The sequence below is a fragment of the Pseudoalteromonas sp. NCCP-2140 genome (assembly GCF_023708065.1).
In the GTDB taxonomy this organism is placed as follows: domain Bacteria; phylum Pseudomonadota; class Gammaproteobacteria; order Enterobacterales; family Alteromonadaceae; genus Pseudoalteromonas.
This window is the reverse complement of the sequence record NZ_BRCZ01000012.1, coordinates 72,521-90,568: the sequence shown is the minus strand read 5'-3', so window position 1 is coordinate 90,568 and position 18,048 is coordinate 72,521. Positions and strand designations below refer to the sequence as shown.

Annotated in this window: 13 protein-coding genes and 1 rRNA gene; 7 read left to right on the top strand and 7 right to left on the bottom strand. The window is 40.4% G+C overall.

Annotated elements, in window-relative coordinates; all coding sequences use genetic code 11:
- The 3 genes from NFU46_RS18055 to rhlB form a co-directional block, all read right to left on the bottom strand.
- A 16S ribosomal RNA gene (locus tag NFU46_RS18055) occupies positions 1-113 on the bottom strand; the annotation flags it as partial.
- A 520-nt stretch (positions 114-633) separates the two neighbouring features.
- A complete protein-coding gene (gene gppA, locus NFU46_RS18050) occupies positions 634-2,127 on the bottom strand; it encodes a guanosine-5'-triphosphate,3'-diphosphate diphosphatase (RefSeq protein WP_062566225.1) in 1,494 nt (497 codons plus the stop codon).
- Positions 2,128-2,175: 48 nt separating this feature from the next.
- Positions 2,176-3,450, bottom strand: coding sequence for an ATP-dependent RNA helicase RhlB (gene rhlB / locus NFU46_RS18045; protein WP_054554680.1), 1,275 nt, complete (start codon positions 3,448-3,450; stop codon positions 2,176-2,178).
- A 90-nt stretch (positions 3,451-3,540) separates the two neighbouring features.
- On the opposite strand from rhlB, the gene trxA reads away from it, so the two are divergent.
- From trxA to NFU46_RS18030, 3 genes are all read left to right on the top strand, one after another.
- Entirely contained in the window at positions 3,541-3,867 is a 327-nt protein-coding gene (gene trxA / locus NFU46_RS18040; protein WP_054554679.1) for a thioredoxin TrxA, read from the top strand.
- A 181-nt stretch (positions 3,868-4,048) separates the two neighbouring features.
- A complete protein-coding gene (gene rho, locus NFU46_RS18035; RefSeq protein WP_054554678.1) occupies positions 4,049-5,308 on the top strand; it encodes a transcription termination factor Rho in 1,260 nt (419 codons plus the stop codon).
- A gap of 162 nt (positions 5,309-5,470) precedes the next feature.
- Complete coding sequence (locus NFU46_RS18030; RefSeq protein ID WP_251603795.1) at positions 5,471-6,721, top strand: methyl-accepting chemotaxis protein; 1,251 nt, start codon at positions 5,471-5,473, stop codon at positions 6,719-6,721.
- On the opposite strand, the gene NFU46_RS18025 is transcribed toward NFU46_RS18030, so the two are convergent.
- Positions 6,694-9,528: a tetratricopeptide repeat protein gene (locus NFU46_RS18025; protein ID WP_251603792.1), complete on the bottom strand. Its 2,835-nt coding sequence runs from the start codon at positions 9,526-9,528 to the stop codon at positions 6,694-6,696. The genes NFU46_RS18030 and NFU46_RS18025 overlap by 28 nt on opposite strands.
- A 158-nt stretch (positions 9,529-9,686) precedes the next feature.
- On the opposite strand from NFU46_RS18025, the gene NFU46_RS18020 reads away from it, so the two are divergent.
- On the top strand, positions 9,687-10,268 hold the full coding sequence (locus tag NFU46_RS18020; protein WP_251603789.1) for a DNA-J related domain-containing protein: 582 nt from the start codon (positions 9,687-9,689) through the stop codon (positions 10,266-10,268).
- Positions 10,269-10,277: 9 nt separating this feature from the next.
- Here NFU46_RS18020 and dbpA read toward each other — a convergent pair whose 3' ends face one another.
- Positions 10,278-11,666 (bottom strand): ATP-dependent RNA helicase DbpA, encoded by a 1,389-nt coding sequence (dbpA, locus tag NFU46_RS18015; RefSeq protein ID WP_055199234.1) that lies wholly within the window; start codon positions 11,664-11,666, stop codon positions 10,278-10,280.
- A gap of 187 nt (positions 11,667-11,853) precedes the next feature.
- Here dbpA and NFU46_RS18010 point away from each other — a divergent pair, with 187 nt between their 5' ends.
- The gene (locus NFU46_RS18010) at positions 11,854-12,810 is read left to right on the top strand and encodes a tetratricopeptide repeat protein (RefSeq protein WP_055199235.1); all 957 of its coding nucleotides are present in this window, start codon (positions 11,854-11,856) and stop codon (positions 12,808-12,810) included.
- 278 nt (positions 12,811-13,088) lie between these two features.
- Here NFU46_RS18010 and NFU46_RS18005 read toward each other — a convergent pair whose 3' ends face one another.
- Positions 13,089-15,041 carry a S9 family peptidase gene (locus NFU46_RS18005; RefSeq protein WP_251603786.1) on the bottom strand — a complete coding sequence of 651 codons (1,953 nt, stop codon included), beginning with the start codon at positions 15,039-15,041 and terminating at the stop codon, positions 13,089-13,091.
- Positions 15,042-15,117: 76 nt separating this feature from the next.
- Positions 15,118-16,023: a DUF808 domain-containing protein gene (locus NFU46_RS18000; protein ID WP_251603783.1), complete on the bottom strand. Its 906-nt coding sequence runs from the start codon at positions 16,021-16,023 to the stop codon at positions 15,118-15,120.
- Between the two features lie 113 nt (positions 16,024-16,136).
- On the opposite strand from NFU46_RS18000, the gene NFU46_RS17995 reads away from it, so the two are divergent.
- The gene (locus NFU46_RS17995) at positions 16,137-16,427 is read left to right on the top strand and encodes an MliC family protein (RefSeq protein WP_251603780.1); all 291 of its coding nucleotides are present in this window, start codon (positions 16,137-16,139) and stop codon (positions 16,425-16,427) included.
- Positions 16,428-16,509: 82 nt separating this feature from the next.
- The gene (gene ubiD / locus NFU46_RS17990) at positions 16,510-17,976 is read left to right on the top strand and encodes a 4-hydroxy-3-polyprenylbenzoate decarboxylase (protein WP_054554671.1); all 1,467 of its coding nucleotides are present in this window, start codon (positions 16,510-16,512) and stop codon (positions 17,974-17,976) included.
- Positions 17,977-18,048 lie beyond the last annotated feature (72 nt).

Here is an 18,048-nt window from a genome sequence, read left to right as displayed (position 1 = left end):
CCCGTCCGCCGCTCGACGCCAGAGGTGCAAGCACCTCTTCGTTTCCGCTCGACTTGCATGTGTTAGGCCTGCCGCCAGCGTTCAATCTGAGCCATGATCAAACTCTTCAATTAAAAGTTTTTTTGAAACCGAAGTTTCGTGCTCAATGAATTCTGAATTTTGATATCTTTCGATATCGAATTGACTGTGCTGAAACAAGTAAACTTGTTTCCGTTGGTCACTCAGTTCAATTGAGACTCTAAATTTGTTTGCGTTACTTAGTAAACTAAGCTTCGCTGTTAGAACTCAATCTGTACGAGTGCCCACACAGATGATTGCTTTATATTGTTAAAGAACGTTTGAGATACTTTTGCGTCTCAAGGGCTGTGCATTCTACGCAAGCCGTTATTTTTGTCAACACTTAATTTTTAGAAAAGTTTATTTTTTCAAAACTCAGTCTTACTTGACTCAACCAACTCGTCGTTTTGCTTTTTTGTAAGCAGTCCGCCGTGTCGGTGGATGCGCATTATAGGGAGATCCGAATTGAGATCAACTGTTTTTTGAAGTTTTTATGAAAAAAATGACTGTTCGCGCAAAATACGAACGAAACGGGTGAAAATAGCACTAAAAAAGGCCCTGAGGGGCCTTTTAACGTTATTTTACTATGAGCTTCCAACCTACTTTTGCTTGTAGCTTGGATTCTAGTTGCAGTTCACTGGCCATTAATGGGTGATATTTTAACCAATCACCATCAAATGTCAGTGTGAGGGTGTTTTCATTAACACTGAGATCAATCGCTGGTAGTACATCATCTTGGCGACGCATTGATAAGATCACAGCGATCCGTACTACCCTTGTTAAGCATTCAGCGAGTACTTGATGACAGCCCAAGTGAGCAAAACTGTTTTTAACTAGATCAGCGCGATGCTCACAAGCAACAGCGGTAATTAATTTATGCTCAGATTGCGAGAAACCTGGCATATCAGTGTTTTCTATAATGTAAGCTGTGTGCTTATGATAAAGCTTGTACTCTATTAGTAAGCCAATCTCGTGCAATTTTGCTACTGTTCTTAGTAATGCGATTGCATTTTCATCGATTGATTGCCATTGCCCCATCACGCTTTTTGCCAACTGCTCTGCAAGTTGCGCAACCCGACAAGCCTGTTTTTGATCTACATGATAGCGATTCATTAAACCATCAACTGTACGCTTGCGGATGTCGTGGTTATGAAGCTCTGGCACCATGCTATATAAAACACCTTCACGCAATGCACCGCGAGCAAGACCCATTTGTTTTATATCTAGAGATTCAAACAAGGCGATCAATATAGCGAGGCCAGAAACAAACACTAGACGACGCTCTTCACTCAAGCCTGGAAGCTCAAGATCAGCAATCGTTTCAAATTGCACTGATTGCTCTTTAATAGCGATAAGTTTATCAAGCGTTAAAAGCTCATCTTGGTTTTGTGCAACCATGATTTCTTGAATAGCTTGCACTGTGCCTGACGCACCGCTCGCAATTTGCCATCCGGTTGCTTGGTATTCATCGACAATTTCTGCAACCACTTCACTTGCAGCTTTAATTGCAGCAGCAAAGTTTTCGTTACTGAGCTTTTGATCTTTGAAGTAGCGCTCTAGAAAGGTAACACAGCCCATGTGTAGGCTTTTATAATGCAGTGCATCAAAACCCTGACCGATAACAACTTCGGTACTGGCTCCGCCAATATCGATAACTAGTTGTTTACCGCTACAAGCAGAGGTGTGCGCCACGCCTTTATAGATTGTCTTAGCTTCTAGCTCACCGCTGATAACATTGATTTTATGACCAAGGATCTGTTCAGCTTTATGCTTGAATACATCAGCATTGCTAGCAAGACGTAAAGTTGCAGTCGCAACAATTGTGATGTTTTTCTGTGGTATGTCTTGCAGACGTTCAGCAAACAAGGCTAGGCATTCCCAACCTCGTTGCATGGCTTCAGTGCTAAGGACGTTGTTTTCATCAAGCCCTGCAGCAAGCCTTACTTTACGTTTGACTCGACCGATCGTTTGTAGACCGCCAGCAATCGATTTAGCGATCAGCATATGAAAGCTATTTGATCCTAAGTCGATTACTGCATACACATTTTTTTGCGGTTGAAGTTGCCCCACCGTTCAAAAACCTCTAGTTACTACTAAGTCTTCAACAACGGTCGTTTATTACGACCGTGATTTCTGGTAACTATTATTTGGTCGACGTCCGTTGTTATTACGATTACGTGGGCCTGTAGAATAGTTCCGCTTTTTCTGAATAGTAGGCTTAGTTAAATCATCAAGCAATGCACTTTTATCATAATGTGATAATGGAATGCTGTGTTCTATATATTGCTCAATTTCGTGGAGATTATAGGCATACTGTTCACAGGCAAAGCTAATAGCGTGTCCTGATGCACCAGCACGTCCGGTACGACCAATACGGTGTACATAGTCTTCACAATCATCTGGCAAATCAAAATTAAATACATGACTTACTTCTGGGATATGTAAACCACGAGCTGCAACGTCTGTTGCTACTAAAAAGTCTAAATCGCCTTTGGTAAATTGAGCCAAAATTGATTGACGCTTTTTCTGGTTTACATCACCGGTTAATAATCCAACTCGGTGACCATCTGCTTTCATCCATGCATAAACATTCTCACAACTGTGTTTCGTATTTGCAAACACAATCGCTTTATCAGGCCATTCTTCTTCAATTAAAGTTAACAGTAACTTAATTTTGTCATCTTGTGATGGATGGAATAGCTCTTCTTGAATACGCTTACCTGTTTTTACATCAGGTTCGACTTGTACGTGCTCTGGGTTAGTCATATGTTCAAACGCTAATTCCTGCACACGATATGACAAGGTTGCAGAGAATAATAGATTTAGTCTCTCAGACGTTTCTGGCATACGTCTAAACATATAACGAATATCTTTTATAAAGCCTAAATCGAACATACGATCTGCTTCATCAAGCACTACAACCTCGATTTCATTGAGGGTATAACAGCCCTGCTTGTATAAATCGATAAGGCGTCCAGTAGTCCCAATTAAAATATCAACGCCTTTTTCTAGTTGTGCACGTTGTTTTTCGTAATCTTCGCCACCATATACTAATCCTAAGTTAAGATTACAGTGTGGCGCTAAAATTTTTGCATCTTTGTGTATCTGAATCGCCAGCTCCCTTGTTGGGGCCATGATCAGGGCTCTTGGATGTTTACTAGATGCTTTGCTAGATTGTAATAACCGATGGCACGTGGCAGTTAAAAACGCCAACGTTTTGCCCGTACCTGTTTGCGCTTGGCCCGCAATATCGCGGCCTTCACAAATAAAAGGTAGGCATTTAGCTTGAATGGGTGTGCAATATTCAAACCCATTTTCGGTTAAACCGGCAACCACTTCCGGTGCGATAGCAAAGTCTGAAAACTTTTTATCGGTCAAATGTGTCTTAGTCATAGCGTTTAAGCATAACGTTTAAACTTGCAATAAGAAACAAGAGTGTTTAAATACGCATTAAATATTTCGCCTAACTAATCGGAGATCGCAATGAGCGAGAAAATTATTCAATTAACTGACGATAGCTTTGAAGCTGACGTACTACAATCAGACAAACCTGTACTTGTTGATTTTTGGGCTGAATGGTGCGGACCTTGTAAAATGATCGCCCCTATTCTTGACGAAGTAGCTGGCGAGTTTGATGGCCGAGTTACCGTTGGTAAACTTAACATCGACCAAAATGCAGGCACACCACCAAAGTTTGGTATCCGTGGTATCCCTACATTACTTCTTTTCAAAGATGGTCAAGTTGCAGCAACTAAAGTTGGCGCACTTTCTAAAACTCAATTAGTAGAGTTTTTAGAAAACAACATCTAATGAAAATATAAAAAAAGGGCTTTTTGCCCTTTTTTTAGCTTTATTTTGTTTAAAGACTGGACGCCTTGCTAGTGACCTGCTAGTTTATAAAGCCAACTAATCCTTAGTTATACCAACAAACCTCACTCATGTATCAAACGATGATTTTGAGTATGACAATTGTAATAAAGAACCCACCAATATGCATTTACGCGAATTAAAAGACAAGTCTATCAAAGAGCTTGTAAACTTAGCTGAGTCCATGGGGCTCGAAAACGTAGCCCGTTTAAGAAAACAAGACATTATTTTCGCCATCCTTAAAGCGCACGCTAAAAGCGGTGAAAATATCTATGGCGGCGGTGTACTAGAGATCTTACAAGATGGTTTTGGTTTCTTAAGATCATCTGAAGCATCTTACTTAGCCGGCCCAGATGATATTTATGTATCACCGAGTCAAATCCGTCGATTCAGCATGCGTACTGGTGACTCAATTTCAGGCCTTATTCGTCCACCTAAAGACGGTGAACGTTACTTCGCACTATTAAAAGTAAATGAAGTAAACTTCGACAAACCTGAAAATTCTCGCACAAAAATCCTATTTGAAAACCTTACCCCACTACACGCAAACGAACGTTTACGTATGGAGCGTGGTAACGGTAGTACAGAAGACATCACAGCACGTGTACTTGATTTAGCCTCACCAATTGGTAAAGGCCAACGTGCACTTATCGTTGCGCCGCCAAAAGCCGGTAAAACGATGCTCCTGCAAAACATTGCGCAATCAATCAGCTATAACCAACCTGATTGTGAGCTAATGGTACTTCTAATCGACGAACGTCCAGAGGAAGTTACAGAAATGCAGCGCCTTGTAAAAGGTGAAGTAGTTGCTTCAACGTTTGATGAGCCTGCAAGCCGTCACGTTCAAGTTGCTGAGATGGTAATTGAAAAAGCGAAGCGCCTAGTTGAGCACAAAAAAGACGTGGTTATCTTGCTTGATTCAATCACACGTCTTGCTCGTGCCTATAATACCGTAATCCCATCTTCAGGTAAGGTATTAACCGGTGGTGTTGATGCAAACGCATTACACAAACCAAAACGTTTCTTTGGTGCAGCTCGTAACGTAGAAGAAGGCGGTAGCTTAACAATTATCGCAACGGCTCTTATCGATACTGGTTCGAAGATGGACGAAGTTATCTACGAAGAGTTCAAAGGTACAGGTAACATGGAATTACACTTAAATCGTAAGATTGCTGAAAAGCGTGTATTCCCAGCGATTGACTTTAACCGCTCAGGTACGCGTCGCGAAGAATTACTAACCAAACCTGATGAACTACAAAAGATGTGGATCTTACGTAAGATCGTTCATGAGATGTCAGAAATTGATGCCATGGAATTCTTAATTGATAAGCTTTCAATGAGCAAAACCAATGATGAATTCTTTGACTCAATGAAACGTCAGTAACTATTACTAGTTTTTAAAAAATGCCTGTTTAATACAGGCATTTTTTTTGCGTAAAACTAAGGACATAACCCCTTAAAAGTTATACTTTTACAGAATAAGTTTATTGGTAATTAACAGAAATTTGTTCTATACATTATAGGATTAAAGGTAAGGATCTCCTCAATGACCTGCATTAAAGTAGCTGTAGCTCTATTTATAATAAGCTTACTTAGTTGTATTGCTAGTTTTGCCGTATTTGATTTTTCTACTACTGCTATGGCTGCACTAATCCTCGTTATTGTAGTTCCTTGGCTTGCTTTAATTGCTTTTGTTTATATAACAGATAAAAAGCAACAAGATCATTTAAGCTACTTTGTTAAGCAAACTACTTCTGAGCAAGGCATCGATTTTACTTTTCGCTTTGACGAAAATGACAGCGAGTTGCCTAATGCGTGTCATGCACTTAACGCAGGTTTAACAATGGCTGAGCATATGCTGGGCGAAATATACTCGTCATCTGCCCGCTTGTTACCTATGGCTGATGCACTTCGTGATACCTATGCATCGATGACTCAAAAAGCCACCATCCAAGATGCCCACGGTATTGATTTAGCAAATACGATCAATCGAATGATTGAAGTATCTAAAGAGCTGGATAGAAGTCTCGAACAAATATTAGGTTCAGTATCAGATGCCACTAAATCAGTACAACAAACCCGTTTAGACACAGATAAAAGCCAAGCAAGTCTTATCAAGCTTGCCGATAATATCAATCTGACGAGTGAGCAGATTATTTTACTTAAGCAAGATAGTGATGCTATAGGCTCAGTTATTGATGTTATCAATAGTATTGCCGAGCAGACTAACTTACTTGCGCTAAATGCTGCCATTGAAGCTGCGCGTGCTGGTGAGCAAGGTCGAGGCTTTGCGGTGGTCGCTGATGAAGTACGAAACCTAGCTGCCCGTACTAGTAAATCGACACAAGAAGTGCGTGAGATGGTTTCTAAAATTCAGCATAGTACTGAACAAGCAAACTCATTAATGCAGACAGCACTTAAAGAAACCGAGCGCACAGTTGAGCTATCTGAAGCATCTACTAAAGAAACCAATAAGATTGAACAAGCGATGCTAGAAATTAATGCGTTTTCTGAAAGCGTTCATGAGCAAGTGGCGATGCAAAGTCAAATGTCAGATGAAGCACAAACTAGTATAGATGCGATGGTTGAACTTAACTCTGATGCACTTTCAAGTTCACAAATACAAGCTGTTTCGAGCAAAGACTTAGTACGCCTTGCACACTCTTTAGATGAAAAACTATCAATGTTTCTGATCACTCACCCAGAAACCGATCAAGAGCAGCGTATTGATCGCTCTAGATTCGAAATGACTCAAGAAGTTGAGCAAATTCAAGATGGTGATATAGAACTGTTTTGATCAACCGATGCATTATGTAGTTGCTCAAGTAGCTGAGCAACTAAGCTTGTTAAGTCAGTAAGTTTATCTTGCTTTAATGCCGACTCAAGTGCCATAGCACTCATTGCCACATCATCTAACTCAAACATTTTAGCCGCGCCACCTATACGGTGAGCATCCTGCTGTAAATTAAACAGTTCATGAGCTGCAAAATGCTGTTGTATTAATGCGCTTTCATGCTCAAAGCTATTGATAAAGCTTGCAACTAAGTCACTCATATCATGCTGGGACTTAGTTGTGGTACTGTCTTTTTTGCAATGCTTAGCAAGTTGCGTGTAAAACACTTTTTTATCAATCGGTTTAGCAAGGTAACCTGTAAAACCAGCTTCAAGGTAACTGTCGATTTCGTGGCTAATTGCATTAGCCGTTAATGCATATATAGGCTGGGTAAAGCCACACTCTTGTAGTAGCTTGAGTGCATTTAATCCATCTAGCACTGGCATTTGAATATCGAGCAGCACCACATCAGGGAATTCCTTTAGACAATACTCTACAGCTTGCTCACCATTTTCTACCGCAATAACCTCAAGACCCATCAACTCTAAATAACGAGAAATTAAACGGCGGTTATCTGGGTGATCTTCCGCAAGCAGCACTTTACCAGACAATCCCTTTGTTACTGGCTGCACAAACTTTGCAAGCTCAACTGTTTCTGTGCTTGGTGTATGCTCTTTGCACGGCAAATAAAACGAAAATATACTGCCTTTATTTAGTTCACTTTCAACACTGATATAGCCGCCCATCATCATCGCAAGCTGTTGCGATAGGCTTAAACCAAGCCCGGTGCCCCCAAAGCGACGGCTGATGCTATTGTCGCCTTGTCTAAAACATTCAAAGATTTGCTTAAGCTGCTCATCGTTCATACCAATACCAGTGTCAGTTACACGAAACCATACGCCTTGCTCTACTTTATAGACCTTTAACTCTACTTCACCTTGATTGGTGAATTTAATTGCATTCGCGCATAGATTTATAAGAATCTGTTTAATGCGGGTAAAGTCGAGCTGACTGTAAAACTGTTCGCCAAGCTCATTATGAAATGAAAAGTTCAGCCCTTTATCTTTGGCTTGACCACTAAGCATAGAATGAACGTCAGTAAGTAATCGAACTAAATCTCCCTCTTTTAGGCTTAACTCTAGCTTGTTAGCTTCGATTTTACTGATATCAAGTACGTCGTTAATCAGCTCTTTTAAGTGATCACTTTGTTTTTGAATAACAGCAAGCTCATCATTTAACTGCTCTGGTTGATAATAACCATTCATTAGATTATCGGTTTGGCCAAGGATTGCAGTTAAAGGTGTACGAATTTCATGGCTAATATTTGCCAAAAACTGACTTTTAATTTCATTCGCGCTGCGTAATTGCTCTGCGGTTTCTTCAAGCTCTTTGGTGCGTTTAGCAACCATTAACGAAAGTTGCTCTTTTGCCCCTTTTTCGATGTTACGACGATAAATAGTAATACCCGTCACCACTATCATCACAAACAAGATAAATAGCATAATACCCAACTGACGTTGTTTAGACATTTCGAGCTCTTGCACATTCTGTAGCTGCTTTAATTCAACAATTTCTTGATTAAGCTGACTTGCTTGGATTTGGCTTTGCAGCTCACCCATAGACTTTAATAATTTTAGACTTTGCTCGCTTTTAAAAGCACGAACAAACTCATCAAAACTCGCAACAGCTGCTGCATAGTCACCCTTACCTGACTTAATTAGGGCCATCATTCCGGCACCGTCTTGTACTCTCAAATCATCTTTATATTGTTTAGCCATAAAAACTGAGGTAGTCAGAGTGGCCTCAGCTTCAGTGAGCTTTCCTTGTAATAACTCAATTTTTGCTTGCGACAATAAGCCCGCCAGCTCTAATGTTTTATTATCAATTTTTTTTGCAAACTCAACGGCTTTTTCTGCATGACTTAAAGCAAGCTCTAAATCACCGGTGCGAAGATACACATTAGCAATATTAGCGTGGCGTGAAGAGAGAAAGTAAGCGTTATCCGTTTCTTGGTAATAGCGCAAAGCACGCTGATAGTAGTGTAAAGAAAGTTGATACTGGCCAAGCTCTGAGTAAGCTACCCCCATATTGCCATACGACTGAGCAACGCCATCTTCATCACCTAATTTTTGGAAAATATCAAGCGTTTCTCTATACATATCAAGCGCAATGTCATAGCTCGACAAACGAATATAAATACCTGCTATGTTGTGTAAAATATCAGCTTTATCTTGCTCGCTACCATGCTCTTCATATATTTCTTTCGCTTCTTTGTAATATTTAAGTGCTTGATCCATATTGAACATGTCAAAGTAAGCAAGGCCAATATTACTGAGTAAGTTTGCTTCGGCAATTGGCTCTGGTAGTTTTTCTGCAACGCTTAATGCCTTGCTATACGCAAGCACCGCTTGTTGCATCAAGCCTTGATAATAATAAGTGACGCCTTGCATTTTTAGACTACGAAAATAGCGATTTGGCGTTGCTGTAAAACTTGTTGCTTGCTCAGCCAATTGGTAGTTTTTTACCGCCGCCGAGAAATTACCTTTATCTAGAGCAAAGTCGGCAAGCTGCATGTATATATCGAGGCTTAGTTCTTGATTTGTTGTTTTTTGGTTAAGCAGCTTTTTGGCAAGCTGTTGCTTTTCTTGCCATTGCTTGGATTGGCTAAATTGCTCAAGTAGCGAAGTGGATGCAAAGCTAGACTGCGAAACAAACAAACTACAGCTGAACAATAAAGCAGTGAGCAAGCTTACACGCAGTGATGTGAACATATGGCGAAATCCCTTAAAATCAACTTAGCCTGAAAATGAAGTTATTTAAGCTCAGCTAAATGCATTCCCTAGTATCTAAAAACATTAGCGTAGTTTCAAAAAAGCAGCTGTGATAGCGTATACCACTGTAGATTACACTAAAGATAGGCTTGCGAACAATGGTTAACCCACTGATTGATGAGATTTTTTACCTTCTTTTGGAACAGCCTATTTGGAAGGTTCATACGCTTGCCAGCGCACTTAGTGAATCAGGAAAAATAGAGCAATTAGACAATGACCCACAAAAAGATCTGTTTAAACGCAACTTTTTAGTTATGAATGGTCTTTATCAACTACAAGCACAACTTGCACCTGAGCAACAGCTACAGATTGCCTCATTACATATTGAGCTTGTTAATGAGCAAATAAGTAATGCATTAGAAAGCCACGATCCGCTACGGGATTACTATTTAGATTGGCAAAACTTTGATACAACGAGCGATGAAATAGATGCGTTGTTAAGTGATTTTTGGCAGCGTTTTTCGTCATTTAGCCCAAACAAGGGCATTCACTCATTACCTCAGCAGCAGCTATTAGAATTACAACAGGCGTGGCAGCTACCTACTGATTTTTCGGAAAAACAGTTACAAAAGCGTTGGCGACAACTGGCGCTAAAGCACCACCCAGACCGCCAAGGCTGTGCAATTGAGTTTAAGAAAATACAACTCGAATATGAGCAACTTAAAGCAAGCTGCTCATAACTCAACAATTTATCTGCTCAAACGTCGCGCACGGATCTTGCGCTTTTTAATATTACCTTCAGTCAATTTACGTAATGCAGGTTTTGCAGCAGCTCGCTCCACAGCAATAAAGGCCACATTATCAAGTACGTTAATTTTACCTACCTGATGACCGGCAATTCCCTCTTTACCAGTTAATGCACCTAAAATATCACCAGCACGAATTTTTTGCTTCTTGCCAGCATCAATCATAATGGTTGCCATGGTTGGCTTATAAGCGGGTTTTTCTAGCAAGCTAAATGGCGGAATTGGTTCAGGGTCAAAGTCGCGCTCGTAGTGGTCGCCAATTTGTGCCACTTTAAATTGCTCAGCTTCACCATAAATAGAACATGCAATACCCTTTTTACCTGCTCGACCAGTACGACCAACACGGTGTACATGGGTTTGTGGGTCATGCGCTAGATGGTAGTTCACTACCATGTCCATGTCGTTGATATCTAAGCCGCGTGCGGCAACATCCGTTGCAACAAGAATACAGGCGCTTTTATTAGCAAAGCGGATTAAAGTACGCTCACGTTCACGTTGGTCTAAATCACCGTGTAAGGCAACCGCACTAAACCCTTCTGCGTAAAGGTCATCACAAATCTGTTGTGTTTCAACCTTGGTGTTACAAAAAACCACACAGCTTTCTGGTTGGAACTTCAATAACAACAGTTTCAATGTATTAAAGCGCTGTTTATTATTATCTAGCTTGTAAAAGTATTGCTTAATTGTACTTTTTGTTTGCTCTTCTTCTACCTTAATCATTTCTGGGTTGCTAAGCACTCGCTCAGCTATCGCAGCAATTGATTTTGGATAAGTCGCACTAAACAATAATGTTTGGCGTTGGTTAGGAATGCACTCAACAATAGCATCAAGGGTATCTTGGAAGCCCATATCTAGCATTTGATCAGCTTCGTCTAACACTAGGGTCTCGACATCATCTAAACGCAAGGTGCCTTTGCGAATATGGTCATCAACACGACCTGGAGTACCAACTATGATATGCGCACCATGCTCTAATGAGCCAATTTGTGGACCAATAGAGACACCACCACACAAAGTTAAAACTTTAATGTTATGAATACCACGGGCAAGCTTACGAACTTCTTCAGCTACCTGCTCTGCTAACTCTCGGGTTGGACATAATATGAGAGACTGAATACGAAAGCGTTTCACATTTAACTTAGCCAGCACACCTAAACTAAATGCAGCCGTTTTACCCGAACCCGTTTTGGCTTGGGCAATAATATCTTTGCCTTGCAAGATCACTGGCAAACTTTGCGCTTGCACTGGCGTCATTTGCGTATAACCTAAAGTTGATAAGTTATCGGTTAACTCTCGCGGCAAAGCCAAAGATGAAAAAGCAGTAGCAGTCACAGTAATATTCCAAACTTGATAATTGAGGGACATCCTCGAAGGTGCTGTGGATCATAGCAGAGAATGTGCTGTTTCTCTAAACGAAAACACTGTTCGGCATATTTAATTCATATTTGCTTACAGTTTGCTGCTTTCTAACTCTCTGCATTTGTTCTAGTTTATTGATAGCAACCTTCAGGAAGAAACTATGCTTCTATTTAATACCGCTGCAGCTGATGTTTTCTATAAAAAACAAAAAACGTGCCCTCACTGTCATAGTGAACATTATTCTTTAAGCAATCACAGTAAAGTTTTGCGCTTTACTATTTTGCCCATCATGCCACTTTCTATTAATTATCAAAGACAATGTGATGACTGTGGCTATGTTACTCCTGCACCTTGGTATTCATTGCCCGCCTTAGAGTTAGCGTCGTTTATAAAATACTTTATTGGTCTATTCATTATCGTTTACCTATTAACAAATGCATTAATCGGTGCGAATGAACAAACTGAAAATGAGCAAAATTACTTAAACGAGCCAAAGTTATTTGATACCTATTTTGTCTATTCAGATAAATTTACTGGCAAACCAAAACGTATTAACAACTTAAAAGTAGCTCAGCTCGTTGAATTTGATGACAAGAACATGACTTTTAGAGTTGCTAACTACACTTACAAGTACAATAAAGACATCGAAATTGCCATGCGTACCAGCATGCTAGTTCAAGATGATTACTTTTCTAGTAAAACCCTGACTTTCAGTAAGTCACAAATAAAGCAGCTTTATGATGAAGGCAGCATTTATAAAATTATGCGACCTGAGCTTTATAGTTTATTTGGTGGTTTTGTTATGCACCCGCCTAGACCTAAGCCTTTATATACGGGCGTTAAGCTCGATAAACATAATCAGGAAGGGATTACTTACTTCAAAGATGGCCTATACGAGGAAGCGTTGAAAAGTTTTACGCTGTCTGCGGAAGATGGTTATGCATGGGGGCAATTAAACTTGGGTCAGATGTATCGTGATGGCCAAGGGACAGAAGTGAATAACGAAAAAGCAGCTTACTGGCTCAACAAAGCTACCTTACAAGGGAATCCTAAAGCAAAGATTGAGCTCGCAGAGCTATGCTTGAGTTACGATTGTAGTAAATTGAATACTCAATAATCTATTACCCATAAATATCACACATAAGAAACCAGCCTAACAATATGATTCTCACTATTTACTTTATATTTGTTATGTTATAACATTTTTGTACTGACGTAGTATTTATACTCTTTTAAAGCCGAGTTACTCTCCCTGCTCTGCTTTTGAGATTACGCAGCCTGATGAAAGAATCATCTTTTGAGTTTGTATAACTTGAAGGAAGACCTTGCACACTAGCACGCTTACGTTCCCGTGCTAAATCCTTGCCGGCGAGCTTGCTCGCCGGCACTTTTCTTTTAAAGCTTTAAATGTTCATCTAAAAAAGCCAATACTTTTTTATAGTAAAGAGTACGGTGCTCTTCTTTATAAAAACCGTGGCCTTCATCATCCAAAAGTTCATAAATATAAGAATGATTCTCTCTCTTTAGAGCCGAAATTAACGACTCAGCTTGCTCTATAGGCGCCCTTCTATCTTCCCCACCATGAACAATTAATACTGGAGCTTTCAACTTTTCTATGTTGTAGCTTGGTGAGAAACGCTTTAATTGCTCTTCATCCTCGCCTAATACTACTTTTAGAAAACGTTGCCCGCTATCACGTTCTGATACATCCCCTTCATTAAACATGAGTGGTAAATCATATACACCTACAACCCCAATCGCACACTGGAACATATCAGGTTCCAAGATCGCACTTTGTAACGCGGAATATCCACCAAAGCTGGCCCCCATGATGCAAATGTTACTTTTATCGGCAATACCGTTTGAAATAAGATATTTTACACCATCTATAATATCGTATTGAATTTCCTGCCCCCACTTGCGATGACCGGCACGTTCAAAGTTTCGTCCAAAGCCACCTGAACCACGAAAGTTAACCTTGAGTACAGCAATTCCTCTATTCGCAAGCAGCTGAGCCGTTGAATCATATCCCCACCAATCTCTAGGACCATGAGGACCACCATGCGGCATTACTACTAATGGCAAGTTTTTTTCTTCAGTATTATTTGGAATAGTTAAATAACCGTAGATAGCTAGTCCATCACGTGCTGTAAAATTGATAGGCTTTGTAATCGCCATTTGACTAGGTTTAATCCAACTTCTGGATGAAAATAAAAAACCGAGGTTATTAGTTTTTGCATCAAATAAATAATAACTGCCAGGGTTAGTGTCACTTGAGGCAAAAATGACGCTCTTATCACCATTTTCAGTACTACTAACTAATTGAACCTGCTGACCCTCAAGCACTTTTAAAAGAGCTTTCAATTGCTGGCTTTTCTTAGAGTTATTACCTACAAATGTATAGGTTGGATAGCCTAATTCATGTTCGACAGCAAACAGTTCTTTTGAGACTTCATCCACCCACACTTGCTTTGGTGAAACACTGTTTTCTTTGTGAATTAGATCAAATTGTTTAGTTTTAAGATTTAATTTATAAAGCCCTTTAGCTTCTCCATTAACAGAAGCCGTCACATAAGCAGTTTCATCTGTGCTATCAAAAGCATGCAACCCGACATCACTATATGAAACATCCTTTAAATTGAGCTCTTCCCACTCACCACCTGATTTAGGTCTGATATATATTTTTGGATTAAGATAGTCATCATTCGAAGCTGATACTCTTACGTTACCTTCATGATCAGTCAGAAAACTAGCCATTCTTGAAGGGGAGCGTGTGATCCTTTTTCTTGACCCTCGATAGACATCTACTTCATATACAATTGTATGAGGCTCATTGGCAGCTGTCCATGGAATGGTTAAAACCAACATTTTACGCTTATTTTCTACCAATGGATCAAGCACATAAGAGGTCCCTAATACAGGAGTTGCCTTTTTAATTCTCGTCCCTGTTTGCCTTTCACCTTGATAACCAACCAAATACTCCCCTTGACTGCCGTCTGCGTTTACACCAAACAACTCACCATGGTATTCAGGATGATCTTTCCAACCTTTTAGATACTCTTTAGCTAATACAATACGCTCTTCATTAACCCAGTAATAGTTACCGACTTGAGCATTACCAGGAAAGTGGATGGCATGAAGAACTTTAAATGTATCTGTATCCAGTATCATTAAAGCATTCTTGCCTTCGGGTTGTGTGATTACTGCTAAATACTTACCAGTAGGAGATATTTTAACACCAGTGAATTCACTTGCTTTACTAAAGTTTTGAATATCAAGTAATTCAGTTTTTGCATTAGCACAGAGACTAATTAGCAAACAGGAAAAAACTATTATTAATCTATTCATAAAATTCCTTTTACATTTAACTTGTTAATTAATGTACTAAAAAATTAACGATTGGTATACATCCTAAGCACAACTACTACTTTGAAACCCTCTTGTAAAGACTAATAGATATAACAATCAAAACTCCAGCCAAAACACCTAATAAACCATCAAATATAATCGGCGTAGCCAGCTCACCCGTTTTACCAACTAAATCCGTAACAAACTCAGTGCTGCTTTGCTGGGCGTGATGTAAAACGGGGATCCCATGTACCAATATACCTCCGCCAACTAAAAACATAGCAACCGTTCCTGCAAAGGCTAAAAAGCGCATTAACTTAGGCGCTGCAGCAAGTAAAAACTTACCTACTAGCTCTTTAAACTTACCGCCACTTTGCTGCGCTTTTTGCAGTAAATACAAACCAGCATCATCAAGTTTGACAATCCCAGCAACTAATCCATACACGCCAATAGTCATAATAATTGCTATTACACTAAGCACTAAAGCTTGATTCACCAATGTTGCGCCAGCAACCGTGCCTAGCGTTATCACGATAATTTCTGCAGAGAGGATAAAGTCAGTGCGGATCGCCCCTTTCACTTTTTGCTTTTCGTATTCTTGTAAGCCTTGTTGTTCAGCCAAAGTTTCATCTTCTTGTTGAGCATGACCAAACAGCTTTTCGATAATTTTCTCTGCACCTTCAAAGCACAAAAATAGCCCGCCAACCATTAACAGCGGAGTAATTAACCAAGGCAACCAAACACTAATCAATAACGCTGCGGGCACTAAGATGGCTTTGTTAATAAACGAGCCTTTTGCCACAGCCCAAACTACAGGCAACTCTCTATCGGCAGTTACCCCTGTGACTTGCTGAGCATTAAGAGCCAGATCATCACCTAACACCCCTGCTGTTTTTTTTGTTGCGACTTTACTCATCGTCGCAATGTCGTCTAAAAGTGTTGTAATATCATCCAGTAAGGTTAGTAAATTAGTGCCTGCCATGGTGGTTCCTTGCCCATTAAATACACTATCAACATAACTTATCCTGCCATTTTCACCAACGGTTAATTTTTCTTTGTTAGGCTTATAGCTCATTCAAAAATAGAGGTGTTTCTATGATTAAACCACTTCTCTCAGGGCTCGCTTTAGTTACCTTGTGCGCGTGTGCTGAGCAAAGTGCACCGAGCAATTATCTGTGCGATGAAACCCTTAGCGCCAGTATTGTTGAATACAGTGATGAGGAAGCAAGACTGACATTTAAGGACTCTGAATTTTTACTCAATCGCCAAGTAAGCGGCTCAGGGGTTAAATACAGTGCCGATAATGTGCTGTTTTGGTCTAAAGGCGATGAAGCCATGCTGATTTTAAAAGGAAAAAAGTACCAATGTAGCTTAACCCAGCAATAGCAAAAGCTTTGCTTGCGAAATTAGCTTAATCAGTGGTTTTGAGTATAATAGCGACAGTTTATTCAGCGTTTAAGCGGCTATAATGAAATACAAAGATCTTCGCGAATTTATCGAGTTATTAGAACAAAAAGGTGAATTAAAACGGATCAAACAAGAAATTGATCCTTACCTTGAAATGACCGAAATTGCCGACCGTACTTTACGTGCCGAAGGCCCAGCTCTGTTATTCGAAAACCCTAAAGGCCACACTATTCCCGTTCTTGCCAACCTTTTTGGTACGCCTAAGCGTGTTGCAATGGGCATGGGGCAAGATGATGTTAGTGAACTGCGCGAAGTTGGTAAGTTATTAGCTTTTCTAAAAGAGCCTGAGCCACCGAAAGGCATTAAAGAGGCACTAGGGCAAATCCCAGTATTCAAACAAGTACTGAATATGCCAGCTAAAGAAGTAAAAAAAGCGCCTTGTCAGCAAGTTATACTTGAAGGCGATGATGTTGACTTAACTAAGCTGCCTATCCAACATTGCTGGCCAGGTGATGCTGCTCCCTTGATCACATGGGGTCTAACGGTTACCAAAGGGCCTTATAAAAAGCGCCAAAATTTAGGCATTTACCGTCAACAGCTATTGGGTAAAAACAAAATTATTATGCGTTGGCTATCGCACCGCGGTGGCGCATTAGATTTTCGTGAATGGTGTAAAGAGCACCCAGGCGAACCTTACCCTGTATCAGTGGCATTAGGTGCCGATCCTGCGACTATCCTAGGCGCTGTAACACCAGTACCAGACACCCTAAGCGAATATGCATTTGCTGGTTTACTACGCGGTAGTAAGACTGAAGTTGTTAAATCGGTTTCAAATGACCTACAAGTGCCTGCTACCGCAGAGTTCGTACTTGAAGGTTATATTATGCCGGGTGAAACAGCACCAGAAGGCCCTTATGGCGATCACACAGGTTACTATAACGAAGTAGACGAGTTCCCGGTGATGACGGTGACTCACATTACACATCGTGAAAACCCAATTTATCACAGCACTTACACAGGCCGTCCACCAGATGAGCCAGCAGTACTCGGGGTTGCTTTGAACGAAGTGTTCGTGCCAATTCTGCAAAAGCAATTCCCTGAAATTGTAGATTTTTACCTACCTCCTGAAGGCTGTTCTTATCGTATGGCTGTGGTCACGATGAAAAAACAATATCCAGGTCATGCCAAGCGCGTGATGATGGGGGTGTGGTCTTTCTTACGTCAATTCATGTATACCAAGTTCGTGATTGTTTGCGATGATGACGTAAACGCACGCGATTGGAACGACGTGATCTGGGCCATTACCACGCGTATGGACCCTGCTCGCGATACGACGATGATCGAAAACACACCAATTGATTATTTAGATTTTGCATCGCCAGTTTCTGGTCTTGGCTCAAAAATGGGCATGGATGCAACCAATAAATGGCCAGGCGAGACAGATCGTGAATGGGGTGAGCCCATTGTTATGGATCCAAAAATCAAAGAACGTGTTGATGAATTATGGGACAGCTTAGATATTCTCTAGGCTGTGTCTATGTTAAACTGCTCAAAACTTAACGGTTATGAGTGCGATTCATAACCGAATTTGCTTCTGTGC

What these genes read in the sequence shown, in the direction of transcription:
- rhlB (WP_054554680.1), bottom strand. Translation starts at nt 3,450, where the DNA reads ATGACTAAGACACATTTGACCGATAAAAAGTTTTCAGACTTTGCTATC.
- trxA (WP_054554679.1), top strand. Translation starts at nt 3,541, where the DNA reads ATGAGCGAGAAAATTATTCAATTAACTGACGATAGCTTTGAAGCTGAC.
- rho (WP_054554678.1), top strand. Translation starts at nt 4,049, where the DNA reads ATGCATTTACGCGAATTAAAAGACAAGTCTATCAAAGAGCTTGTAAAC.
- NFU46_RS18030 (WP_251603795.1), top strand. Translation starts at nt 5,471, where the DNA reads ATGACCTGCATTAAAGTAGCTGTAGCTCTATTTATAATAAGCTTACTT.
- NFU46_RS18025 (WP_251603792.1), bottom strand. Translation starts at nt 9,528, where the DNA reads ATGTTCACATCACTGCGTGTAAGCTTGCTCACTGCTTTATTGTTCAGC.
- NFU46_RS18020 (WP_251603789.1), top strand. Translation starts at nt 9,687, where the DNA reads ATGGTTAACCCACTGATTGATGAGATTTTTTACCTTCTTTTGGAACAG.
- NFU46_RS18010 (WP_055199235.1), top strand. Translation starts at nt 11,854, where the DNA reads ATGCTTCTATTTAATACCGCTGCAGCTGATGTTTTCTATAAAAAACAA.
- NFU46_RS18005 (WP_251603786.1), bottom strand. Translation starts at nt 15,041, where the DNA reads ATGAATAGATTAATAATAGTTTTTTCCTGTTTGCTAATTAGTCTCTGT.
- NFU46_RS18000 (WP_251603783.1), bottom strand. Translation starts at nt 16,023, where the DNA reads ATGGCAGGCACTAATTTACTAACCTTACTGGATGATATTACAACACTT.
- NFU46_RS17995 (WP_251603780.1), top strand. Translation starts at nt 16,137, where the DNA reads ATGATTAAACCACTTCTCTCAGGGCTCGCTTTAGTTACCTTGTGCGCG.
- ubiD (WP_054554671.1), top strand. Translation starts at nt 16,510, where the DNA reads ATGAAATACAAAGATCTTCGCGAATTTATCGAGTTATTAGAACAAAAA.